Annotated in this window: 10 protein-coding genes; 2 read left to right on the top strand and 8 right to left on the bottom strand. The window is 58.7% G+C overall.

The window, feature by feature from the left end; all coding sequences use genetic code 11:
* On the bottom strand, positions 1–2,167 hold a 2,167-nt coding region (locus M3O22_01735; protein ID MDP9195483.1), incomplete at its 3' end, for a VWA domain-containing protein.
* Positions 2,160–2,714 carry an RNA polymerase sigma factor gene (locus M3O22_01730; GenBank protein ID MDP9195482.1) on the bottom strand — a complete coding sequence of 185 codons (555 nt, stop codon included), beginning with the start codon at positions 2,712–2,714 and terminating at the stop codon, positions 2,160–2,162. The genes M3O22_01730 and M3O22_01735, both read right to left, overlap by 8 nt.
* Positions 2,715–2,939: 225 nt before the next feature.
* Here M3O22_01730 and M3O22_01725 point away from each other — a divergent pair, with 225 nt between their 5' ends.
* Positions 2,940–4,331, top strand: coding sequence for an ATP-binding protein (locus M3O22_01725; protein ID MDP9195481.1), 1,392 nt, complete (start codon positions 2,940–2,942; stop codon positions 4,329–4,331).
* 10 nt (positions 4,332–4,341) lie between these two features.
* Here M3O22_01725 and lpdA read toward each other — a convergent pair whose 3' ends face one another.
* From lpdA to M3O22_01695, 6 genes are all read right to left on the bottom strand, one after another.
* Complete coding sequence (lpdA, locus tag M3O22_01720) at positions 4,342–5,745, bottom strand: dihydrolipoyl dehydrogenase (protein ID MDP9195480.1); 1,404 nt, start codon at positions 5,743–5,745, stop codon at positions 4,342–4,344.
* Positions 5,726–6,226 (bottom strand): hypothetical protein, encoded by a 501-nt coding sequence (locus M3O22_01715; GenBank protein ID MDP9195479.1) that lies wholly within the window; start codon positions 6,224–6,226, stop codon positions 5,726–5,728. The genes lpdA and M3O22_01715 overlap by 20 nt, the downstream gene beginning before the upstream one ends.
* An 80-nt stretch (positions 6,227–6,306) precedes the next feature.
* Positions 6,307–7,647 (bottom strand): hypothetical protein, encoded by a 1,341-nt coding sequence (locus tag M3O22_01710; GenBank protein MDP9195478.1) that lies wholly within the window; start codon positions 7,645–7,647, stop codon positions 6,307–6,309.
* A 74-nt stretch (positions 7,648–7,721) separates the two neighbouring features.
* On the bottom strand, positions 7,722–8,921 hold the full coding sequence (locus M3O22_01705) for a pyridoxal phosphate-dependent aminotransferase (GenBank protein ID MDP9195477.1): 1,200 nt from the start codon (positions 8,919–8,921) through the stop codon (positions 7,722–7,724).
* Between the two features lie 17 nt (positions 8,922–8,938).
* The gene (locus M3O22_01700; protein ID MDP9195476.1) at positions 8,939–9,280 is read right to left on the bottom strand and encodes a ferredoxin family protein; all 342 of its coding nucleotides are present in this window, start codon (positions 9,278–9,280) and stop codon (positions 8,939–8,941) included.
* 13 nt (positions 9,281–9,293) lie between these two features.
* Positions 9,294–10,049, bottom strand: coding sequence for a TerC family protein (locus M3O22_01695; GenBank protein MDP9195475.1), 756 nt, complete (start codon positions 10,047–10,049; stop codon positions 9,294–9,296).
* Between the two features lie 74 nt (positions 10,050–10,123).
* Here M3O22_01695 and M3O22_01690 point away from each other — a divergent pair, with 74 nt between their 5' ends.
* A complete protein-coding gene (locus M3O22_01690) occupies positions 10,124–10,714 on the top strand; it encodes a hypothetical protein (protein ID MDP9195474.1) in 591 nt (196 codons plus the stop codon).

Raw genomic sequence — 10,714 nt, 5'->3', positions numbered from 1 at the left:
GGTTGACAAATTCGGTGCGATAGCCGAACTCGTCTTTTCCGCGCGCGCTGTTGGCGATGTTGATCACCTGATCATACGTCAGGCTGCCGGTGTGTTTGCTGCCTTTCAGCAGCTCGCCAAAGCCCGCCACCGCGGCAGCGAAACGCACGTCGTCAGAGGCCGCATCGAACTTCACCTCATCCTTTGGTGTGATGGGCCGGGTCATCAGCGTGCTGGTGTCGCTGTCGGGCTGTTTCCAGCGGATTTTCAGGAAAGCGTATTCGCCATTGCCCGGGTTGATGCCGGTGTTCTTGCCCGTGTCCGCACCATAACGCAGATCGTCCACGGATTTGGTCGCGCCCACCGGCGTGATTTCATACAGCGCCGTCACTGTGTGGCCTGCGCCAACTTCGCCCGCGTTGACGGTGTCGTTGTTGAAATCTTCGCGGTTCAGGTGGCGGGTTTCATAACCGATCAGGCGGTATTCGCTGACCATGGCCGGGTTGAATTCCACCTGGATTTTCACGTCCTTCGCGATGGTGAACAGGGTCGAGCCTGCTTCCTGCACCAGCACCTTGCGCGCCTCGTTCAGGCTGTCGATATAGGCCGCGTTGCCGTTGCCGTTCTGGGCCAGCGCCTGCATCATCTGGTCGTTGTAGTTGCCCTCGCCAAAGCCGAGAACCGACAGATAGATACCCTCGCTGCGCTTGCGCTCGACAAAGCCTTTCAGTTCTTCCGGGTTGGTGATGCCCACATTGAAGTCGCCGTCGGTGGCCAGAACAATGCGGTTGTTGCCATCCTTGATGAAGGCCTTCCGGGCCAGCGCATAGGCCTGGCGGATGCCCTCCGCCCCGGCCGTGGAGCCACCCGACTGCAGGCGATCCAGCACCTCGATGATCTTCTGCTTGTCACCTGCTTTGGTGGGCTCCAGCACCGTGCCGGCCGAGCCCGCATAGGTGACAATGCCCACGGTGTCGTCGGGCGACAGGCTGTCCAGCATCATCCTGAAGGAATTGACCAGCAGGGGCAGCTTGTCCGGACTGTCCATGGATCCGGACGTGTCGATCAGGAATACCAGGTTGGACTTTGGTTTTTCCGCGATGTCATAGCCGCGGATGCCCACGTGGATGATCTTGTGACCCTTGGTCCAGGGCGTGTCGTACACGGCCACGGTGGGCTTGAAGGGCTCTTTTTTGCTTTCGGGCAAAGCGTAATCATAGTCGAAATAGTTGACCATTTCTTCGATCCGCACCGCGTCTTTCTGGGGCATGACGCCGCTGTTCAACATGCGGCGGACGAAGCTGTAGGACGCCGTGTCCACATCGATGGAGAAAGTGGATACGGGTTCAGCCGCCACAGACCTGACGGGGTTTTCCTCGAAGTTCTGGAATTTGTCCCGGCCCTGGTCCTTGTACCAGGACGTGCCTGAATCATCCATAATAACGGGCATGGGCGGGGCAATTTCCGGCTTCAACTGGTTCAGAGGGGCCTGTCTGTAACCCGAAATGCTTCCATCGACTGTGGCTGATGGAGCTCCCACCCCACTGACAGCCATCTGTTCCCGGGCTATTTCCCCCTGGGGAGCTGGCGCAACAGGTGTTTCTGCAGGTTTCGGAGCGGGTGCCGCCAGCGCCTTCACATCTTCTTCAGCGCGATCAACAAGCCGGTCACGCCGGAGATCATTGTCCTCTGCGCCAACAACAACGTCGGATTCTCTTTTGCCAAATTCCATCGTGGGCGCCGGAATGGTTTTGCCGGTTTGTGCCAGAGCTTCTTCAAGACGTTCGGCATTTCTTGTGCGCACAGCATCAGTATAGGCTGGCGGAACTTCCGCGCCAGGCGCAGACGACCCCACTGTTTGCGACAGCGTCAATACAGAGGACGGCGTCCCGGCCGTTCCCATGTCTTTAAAATACGGTGTTCCCACAACCGCGAGCAGGGCCACGGCGGCAACTGCGCCCACCGCACCCGACCAGATATATTTCTTTTGCATGATCCATCTCCTGACGTTGGTAAAAAAGGCATCAACACCCGTCAGACGACCGGGCTTCTGAACTCCTTGGGTGTGGAGATGCATTTTTTCGTCAAAGGCCGTCATGGCCCGTTCCAGAGCCTGTTTTTTCGCGGTGCTGTCCGGTTCCGGGGCGTGCAGGTTCGCCAGCATGTCCTGAAGCTTTTTCTCATCCATGGCGCACCTCCCCTGATCCGTCCAGAACGCCGGCCAGCTGTTTGCGTGCCTCATGAATGCGCCAGGACACCGTGCCTTCCGAGCATTCCAGCACCGCGCCGGCCTCCCGGTGGCTCAGTCCCTGCCAGCACACCAGCAGTACTGTCTCCCGCAGAGCCTCGGGCAGGCGGGCCAGCGCCTTCACCACATCCTTGTGGGCCAGCTGCTGCTCCGGCGACGGAGCGTTGGACACATACACGCCATCCTCATGCAGCGGCTGTTCCCGGTGGGCGTGGCGCTGGCGGGCTTTTGCGTGGCCCCGCGCCGTGTTCAGCACCAGGCGATACAGCCACGTTGTAAAAGCCGACTCAAACCGGAACGCGTCGATGTGACGGGCCAGCTTGATGGCCGCCTCCTGCGCGATATCCTCTGCCTGATCCTTCATGCCGCACCATTTCCACGCCACACGGAACATGAGCCCATAGTGCCGCTCCACAAGCACAGCAAACGCCCGGCGGTTCCCCGCCTGCGCCTGCCTCGCCAGCGTATGGTCATCGGCCTGGTTCATGCTCTGCTACGTCCTGTTGTGAAGTGAGACGATGGAATGGGGAAGGTCCTTGGGAAATATGTCACGTTAGTATCAATGAATTGATGCCAACTCAACGGATGATGGTAAGTTATTGAAAAATAGTGGTTTTTTATGTCAGAATAGGAGCCGCTCGTCGCAACAGGTTTCTTGCCTTTTTCCGTAATTTCGGCTATATTAATTTTATAAATTAAATTGGACGATAAAATGTACACAGAGCGCACTCTCGAAAGTTTCCTCAAAAAAGCTGCCGGGCAGTTCCCGGTGATGCTGGTAACCGGCCCCCGCCAGGTCGGAAAAACCACGATCCTGCAGCACCTCAGCAAGGATAATCGTACCTATGTCACCCTTGACGATCCAACCCTCGCAGCATTGGCCCGGGAGGAGCCGGCCCTGTTTCTTCAGCGATTTGCGCCGCCGGTTCTGATCGATGAAATTCAATATGCGCCGGAATTGCTTCCCCATATCAAAATCATTGTCGACAGGGAGCGCCGGAATAACCTGTTCTGGCTGACCGGATCACAGCGATTCCAGCTGATGGAGGGTGTGACCGAATCCCTGGCAGGTCGCGTCGGCATCGTTAACCTGCTGGGCCTGTCGCAGTTTGAAATACAAGGGGAAGCCTTGCATCATAAACCCTTTTTACCCACAGGAAACCTGCTGAAAGAGCGACAGAAGGCTGTCCTGAAATCAAAACAGCTTGCAAGACATTTCAGCGATCGTGCCGCGGCTGAAGCCGCCAAAGTTGCCGCTCTCGCAGCGGAAGCGGCAACAAAGTCCGGCGATGATCTTGGAAAAGCCATTCAGAAAATTGTCGAGGCTTCCGTGCGCACGTCTGGCTTTGGACAGATGGGGGCCATTGGCCTGAGAGGTGTTTACGAGCGCATATGGCGTGGAGCGTTTCCGGCTGTCGCCCTGAATGATGAGGCTGACCGCGATCTTTTTTACAGTTCGTACATTCAGACTTATCTACAGCGCGACGTTCGCGATCTGGCGAATGTCGGGGATGAATCCACGTTTCTGAAATTTCTGCGCGCGGCGGCGGCTCGCACAGGCCAGCTGCTGAACATGTCTGACATGGCGCGGGATGCCGCCGTGTCCGTCACAACGGCAAAGCGCTGGCTTTCCATTCTGGAAGCGTCGGGCATTATCTATCTGCTGGAGCCTTACCATTCCAACGTGACGAAGCGGCTGATCAAGGCGCCCAAGCTGTATTTTCTGGACACGGGCCTGTGCGCCTATCTGACAGAATGGTCAAGCCCGGAAACACTGGAGGCCGGGGCCATGTCCGGGGCCATTCTGGAAACATTCATGTTCATCGAGATTCTGAAAAGTTATTGGCATAATGGCCGGCGCGCGCCGCTTTATTACTACCGGGACAAGGACAGGAAAGAAATCGACCTGCTGATTGTACAGGATGAGACTGTCTGGCCGCTGGAATTCAAGAAAACAGCTTCACCGGATAAAAGTATGGTGAAGAACTTCGATTTACTGACCACACTGGGGAAACCTGTCAGGGAAGGCGGTCTTGTCTGTCTGACCGGGGTCCTGTTGCCGCTGACAGAAAAAACGAACGCCATTCCCGTGGAATGGTTGTAAGTTTCACCCCTCACATATGAATCACCTTCCCGTACGCGTCCAGGACGGATTCGTGCATCATTTCGGACAGCGTCGGGTGGGGGAAGACGGTGTGCATCAGCTCTGACTCGGTGGTCTCCAGCGTCCGGGCGATGGTATAGCCCTGGATCATCTCGGTGACCTCTGCGCCGATCATATGGGCGCCCAGCAGTTCGCCGGTCTTCGCGTCGAACACGGTTTTCACCAGGCCTTCCGGTTCACCCAGCGCAATCGCCTTGCCGTTGCCCATGAAGGGGAAGCGGCCCACGCGTACCTGGTGCCCGGCGGCCTTTGCCTTCGCTTCGGTCAGGCCCACGCTGGCAATCTGCGGGTAAGAATAGGTGCAGCCCGGAATGTTGTTTTTGTCCAGCGGGTGGACGCCCTTGACGTCCGCAATAGCCTCGACACATACAGCGCCCTCGTGGCTGGCCTTGTGTGCCAGCCAGGGCGCGCCCGTCACGTCGCCGATGGCATACACGCCCGGCTCGTCCGTTTTCAGGTATTTATCTGTGACGATGTGTCCGCGGTCCAGCTTCACCTTCGTGCCTTCCAGGCCCAGGTTTTCCGTGTTGGCCACGATGCCCACGGCCACGATCACGCGATCCACAGTAATTTTTTCCATCTTGCCGCCGACTTCAATCGAGGCAGTGACGCTATTCGCGCCCTTGTCTAGTTTTTGTACTTTCGCGCTGGTGAGCATTTTCATGCCCTGCTTTTCGAACTGCTTGCGGGCGTGAGCGGAGATCTCCTCGTCCTCCACCGGCAGGATACGATCCATGACTTCCGCGACAGTCACTTCCGCGCCCAGCTGGAGGTAGAAGCTGGCGAACTCGATCCCGATCGCGCCTGAGCCGATGACCAGCAGGGATTTGGGCATCTCCGCTGGTACCATGGCTTCCTTGTAGGTCCAGACCAGTTTGCCGTCAGGCTCCAGTCCGGGAAGAACCCGCGCGCGGGCGCCGGTGGCAATGATGATGTGTCTGGCCTGCAGCGTGGCCACGGGCTTTTTGTCTTTGTCGGTGACCGACACGCGGCCCTTGCCATCCAGTTTGCCGGCGCCGTCGAACACGGTGACCTTGTTCTTTTTCATGAGACCGCGAATGCCGCCTGACAACTGTTTTGCCACGCCACGCGACCGTTCCACGATCTTTTTGATGTCAAAGGAAATGTCCCTGGCGGAAAAACCATAGGCGGACAGGTTGTGCAGGATGTGCGATACCTCGGCCGAGCGCAGAAGCGCCTTGGTGGGGATACAGCCCCAGTTGAGGCAGATGCCGCCCATGTGTTCGCGCTCCACCACCGCAACGCTCATGCCCAGCTGCGCCGCACGGATGGCGGCTACATAGCCTCCCGGCCCGCCGCCGATGATAACAATGTCAAAGGTGTTCTGGCTCATCGTGTCCGTCCTGTTCATGGTGCGGGGGCGTTTCCACGGGGCCTGTATCATCCCCGGTTTCGGTCGGGAATTCCAGGCCTTCCGGCAGGGCGCATGTGGTCCGGACCCTTTCGCGGAGTTCTTTCTGCAGGATCTGGTCATACTCCAGGCTCTGGATCTTTTCCCAGGAGAATATGGACATCAGGGCGTCAGCCTCGCACGTGCAATAGTCGGTCACGGCCTGGATCATGGCCCTGTCTCCGGAATCCACCTGGTCCATCAGTTCGGCCTTGCACAGCAGGCGCTGGGTCTGCTGGACCAGGAGGCGATTGAATCCGGTTTCCGGAATCTGTGCCTCTTTTCCCTGCATGACGCTGGAAAAGATGGACCAGTGCTGGTGCCAGAAAGACCAGGGTTTGTCGTAATTGATAATGGCCACGGCATTGACGGCTGCGGCCACAATGACAAGTACAGCAAGAAGGACTTTTCCCCGTTTCGTCATAGGTTCAGGCTCCCGGATCCGGTCACAGTGTCCGGGATTTATAGACCAGCCTTTCCCCGCCGTCCATGCTCCGCCGGATATCAGGGGATTGCGCTGCTGGTGGGGGGCAGAACCCTGCGGCTCAGGGCTGCCTGCCTGCGCAGGCTGTCCAGGGTACCTTCAAAAATATTCCCGAGGCCATGACGATATGCAATCTGTTTCAGGGCAGGCAGAACCAGAATGCCGTCAGCGTTGGAATCAGGTTTCTGCGTCCATTCGAAAACGCCTTCGAGCGCCCTGACAACAGCGTTCCTGGCTTCAGGAAACAGGGGTGTCCTGTTTTTTCCACCAGTTTCTGTTTCTGCGGCGCACAGGATATCCAGACCGCACAGGATCTTCATGGTATTCATCAGTTCCTTGTGCACGTTGACCTGTTCCAGTGCGGGCTTTACGAATTCCGGTTTCAGGATACCGGCCAGAAGGGGACGGAAGGCCGGATACAGGTTCATTTCATGGACATGATTCCAGAAATGCCTTGCCCAGAGGGGCGGGCACTGCGCTGAAGTCCGTCCCGCCACGTCCTGCAGGTCCTGGCTGAGACAGCGGCGGAAAATGGCCCGGAACTCGGAACGGCCCTCCAGGGCCTGATCCATCCAGGACAGCAGCCTGTAATCGCTCCTGTCCAGGGTGTAACTGCAGAAAATTCCCAGGCACCGGGATACGGCTTCATTACCACGTTTGACCTGCAGGGCCTGAAAGGTTTCGAGAGCCAGGTCACTGGTACTTTCATATGGGTCGTACCGTGTTGCTGCAACGGTATTGGCTATGTCCCGGATGATGGCGTCAGTCTGGTCCTGTGATGCCAGGAAATGCAGACGGCCTGCAAATGCACCTGCCAGGGCCTGGACTGTCGTAGCGTCGTCCATACGCGCCCTGTCTGTGAGGTATCGGAGATACAAAACCCTGTTGGCCCTGAAATCCTTATGCGGTTTCGACAGGATCCACTGCGCGACACCTGCGACAGCCTGCGGTGGGGAATCTTCATTGACAGTGCCCAGTTTTTCGTGGAGCACGGCCGGAAGGTATCCGGTGTCCCTGCTTCTGTCTTTCTGTTCCTGATGAATGTTTTCCAGTTCCTGCATTTCTGCCGCAACTGTGAGCCGGACATCCAGGGTAAAGCTGGCAAAGCGTGCATTGTCAGCCAGAAGACCCTTTGCCATGTCTGTGCTGGCTGCCAGGGCTTTGTGGTCGCCGGGCATGTTTTTCCGGCGGAAGCCTTCAAGCGCCCTGATCTCCTGCGGCGAGGGCAGGGGAAAGCGCCGGGTCTGGACCAGAGTCCAGTACAGTCTGAGCCGGTCTTTATCCTCTGCCGCGCTGGCTGGAGTGTCAGGATCAGCCCATGTGTTGAGGGTATGGAGAATGTCAGGTGGAGTACCGGTCATGAACGCCATCGTGTACAGCTGTTACTGGCTGTCCAGGATAAACCACAGCCCTGAAAGTAAAAAGCCTGAAACCCTTACTCCACCGCGGCGCAGGCCCGCTGGATCCGCCGGCAGGCCTCTTCCAGGTCGGCCTTTGCCATGGCATAGGAAATGCGGAAGAAGGGCCCCAGGCCAAAGGCGCTGCCATGCACGGCGGCCACACCCTCGGCCTCCAGGAAGTATGTCACCACGTCCGCGTCCGTTTCCAGGACCTTGCCCTGGGGTGTGCGCTTGCCAATGAGGCCCGCACAGGACGGATAGACATAGAACGCCCCTTCCGGCCGGGGGCACTGGATGCCTTTCGCCTGGTTGAGCATGGAGATGACCAGGTCGCGACGTTCGGTAAAGGATTTGCGCCAGCCGTCGAGGAAGTCCATGGGGCCGGTGAGGGCCGCCAGGGCTGCTGCCTGGCTGATCGAGCAGGGGTTGCTGGTGGAGTGGCCCTGCAGCATGGTCATGGCCTTGATCAGTTCTTTCGGCCCGCCCGCATAGCCGATGCGCCAGCCAGTCATGGAAAACGCCTTGGAGACGCCGTTGACGGTCAGGGTGCGGTTATACAGGGCCGGCTCCACCTGGGCGGGGGTCACAAACTCAAAGCCGTCGTAGACCAGGTGCTCATAGATGTCGTCCGTCATGACCCATACGTGCGGGTGACGGACCAGAACGTCGGTGAGGGCTTTCAGCTCGGTCCGGGTAAAGGCCGCGCCGGTTGGATTGGAGGGGGAGTTGAGAATCACCCATTTTGTCTTTGGCGTGATGGCCTTTTCCAGATCGGCTGCTGTGGGCTTGAAGCCGTTTTCTGCGCTGCAGGGAACGATGACCGGCTTTCCTTCGGCCAGCTCCACCATGTCGGGATAGGACACCCAGTAGGGGGCCGGGATGATCACCTCGTCCCCCGGGTTCACGGTGGCCATCAGGGCGTTGTAGAGCACCTGTTTGCCGCCGGTGCTGACGATAATCTGGTCGGGGGTGTAGGTCAGGCCGTTTTCCCGCCGGAATTTGTCGCAGATGGCTTGGCGCAGCTCAGGCGTGCCCTCGACCGCTGTGTATTTGGTCTGCCCCGCATTCATGGCTTTCGTGGCGGCCTCGCGGATATGCTCCGGCGTGTTGAAATCCGGCTCTCCCAGGCTCAGGGCGATGACGCTTCGGGTTTTGGCCAGTTCCTTGGCCCTTGTTCCGATGGCAAAGGTGGGGGAGGGTTTGACGCCGGACAGGCGTTTGGCAACGAGAGACATGGAATTTTCTCCGAAAGTTATTTGTTTCCGGGACCGGGCTTCGGGCTGAACTGTGTGGCGAACTTGTCCGGCTGGCCTTTCCACGCATCAGCGTCAGCGGGCGGATCCTTCTTGCGGTTGATGTTGGGCCACTGCGCCGAATACCCCCGGTTCAGGCCCAGCCATTTCTCCGCATCCGGATGGGAGTCAGGAATGATAGCCTCGGCCGGGCATTCCGGCTCGCACACGCCACAGTCAATGCATTCATCCGGATGGATGGCCAGCATGTTCTCGCCCTCATAGAAACAGTCCACGGGGCACACCTCCACACAGTCGGTGTATTTGCATTTGATGCAGGCTTCGGTCACCACGAAGGGCATGGCGTTTCTCCCGTCAGGCCTTTTCCGGCGGTGGCGCGGGGTTCAGCACAGCCACCTTGCGCTTCTTTTTTCCGGCGGCCACCAGATTCAGGGACTCCACCAGGACCGAGAAGGCGATGGCAAAGTACAGGTAGCCCTTGGGAATGTGGAAGTGCATGCCGTCCGCCACCAGGGCAAAGCCGACCAGCAGCAGGAAGCTGAGGGCCAGCATCTTGACCGTGGGGTGGCGATTGACGAAATTGCTGACGGGGCCGGATGCGAACAGCATGACGCCCACGGCAATGAGGACAGCGGTGACCATGATGGCCAGCTCCTGCGCCATGCCCACGGCGGTGATAACGCTGTCCAGCGAAAAGACGATGTCCAGAATCATGATCTGGATGATCACGCTGACAAAGCCGGAGCCGCGCCCTTCACGCCCGTTGTCTTGCCCGCCTTCCAGCGAATGGTGGATTTCCATGGTGCCCTTGGCGATCAGGAACAGACCCCCCACGGCCAGGACAAGATCGCGGGCCGATATGTCGAATTCCATGACGGTGAACAGCGGGCGGGTGAGGGTGACAATCCACGCGATGGAGGCCAGAAGGGCCAGCCGGGTGGCCAAGGCCATGATCAGGCCCCAGCGGCGGGCGGAGGCCTGCCGGTGCACCGGCAGGCGGGCCGCCATGACCGAGATGAAGATGATGTTGTCGATCCCGAGGACGATTTCCAGTGCGCTGAGGGTCAGAAGGCTGGCCCAGGCGTGGGGATCGGTCAGAAGTTCCATCATGGCTGTACTGTCCTGAAATGTATTGTATCCTGCATAACTAGCGCGTCCGCTTTCCGCATGCAACAGGAGGTCCCATGCACCTTTTCCGTTCTACTGTTCTTGTGTCTGCCCTGCTTCTGTCCCTGGCCGCCTGTGCGGGGCCGCAGCCCGCGGCAAAGGCCGCGCGCACCATGAGCTTTGCGGACAAACCCTCTGTATCCCTGGACGTGGCCGAGGTGAGAATCACCAGCGAATATGAACCGGCGGGGCAGGGGGCCTGGGTGCAGGACAGTTTTCCCGTTTCTCCCGTTGCCGCTGTGCGCCAGTGGGCCAATGACCGCCTGAAAGCCACGGGCCGGGATGGCAATGTCCATGTGATCGTGAAGGAAGCGGGAATCCGGTCTGTGCCCCTGCAGAAAACAGCGGGCATCAAGGGATTTTTCACAAAAGACCATACCGAACAGTACGAGGGGAAAATCACCGTTGAGGTGATCGGAAAATCGGACGAGCGAAAGATGAGCGGTGCGGCCGACGCCACGGTCCAGCGCACGGTGTCCGTTCCTGAAGACGCCAGTCCGGCGCAGAGGGAATCCATCCAGTATGAGATGGTCAAAAAGATGATGCAGGACCTGGACGAAAAACTGACCCAGGCTGTACAGGTCTACCTGGCGCCCTTCGTAAAGTAA

The organism is Pseudomonadota bacterium (genome assembly GCA_030775045.1).
In the GTDB taxonomy this organism is placed as follows: domain Bacteria; phylum Pseudomonadota; class Alphaproteobacteria; order JALYJY01; family JALYJY01; genus JALYJY01.
This window is presented reverse-complemented; position numbering and strand designations above follow the sequence as displayed.

What these genes read in the sequence shown, in the direction of transcription:
- M3O22_01730 (MDP9195482.1), bottom strand. Translation starts at nt 2,714, where the DNA reads ATGAACCAGGCCGATGACCATACGCTGGCGAGGCAGGCGCAGGCGGGG.
- M3O22_01725 (MDP9195481.1), top strand. Translation starts at nt 2,940, where the DNA reads ATGTACACAGAGCGCACTCTCGAAAGTTTCCTCAAAAAAGCTGCCGGG.
- lpdA (MDP9195480.1), bottom strand. Translation starts at nt 5,745, where the DNA reads ATGAGCCAGAACACCTTTGACATTGTTATCATCGGCGGCGGGCCGGGA.
- M3O22_01715 (MDP9195479.1), bottom strand. Translation starts at nt 6,226, where the DNA reads ATGACGAAACGGGGAAAAGTCCTTCTTGCTGTACTTGTCATTGTGGCC.
- M3O22_01710 (MDP9195478.1), bottom strand. Translation starts at nt 7,647, where the DNA reads ATGACCGGTACTCCACCTGACATTCTCCATACCCTCAACACATGGGCT.
- M3O22_01705 (MDP9195477.1), bottom strand. Translation starts at nt 8,921, where the DNA reads ATGTCTCTCGTTGCCAAACGCCTGTCCGGCGTCAAACCCTCCCCCACC.
- M3O22_01700 (MDP9195476.1), bottom strand. Translation starts at nt 9,280, where the DNA reads ATGCCCTTCGTGGTGACCGAAGCCTGCATCAAATGCAAATACACCGAC.
- M3O22_01695 (MDP9195475.1), bottom strand. Translation starts at nt 10,049, where the DNA reads ATGATGGAACTTCTGACCGATCCCCACGCCTGGGCCAGCCTTCTGACC.
- M3O22_01690 (MDP9195474.1), top strand. Translation starts at nt 10,124, where the DNA reads ATGCACCTTTTCCGTTCTACTGTTCTTGTGTCTGCCCTGCTTCTGTCC.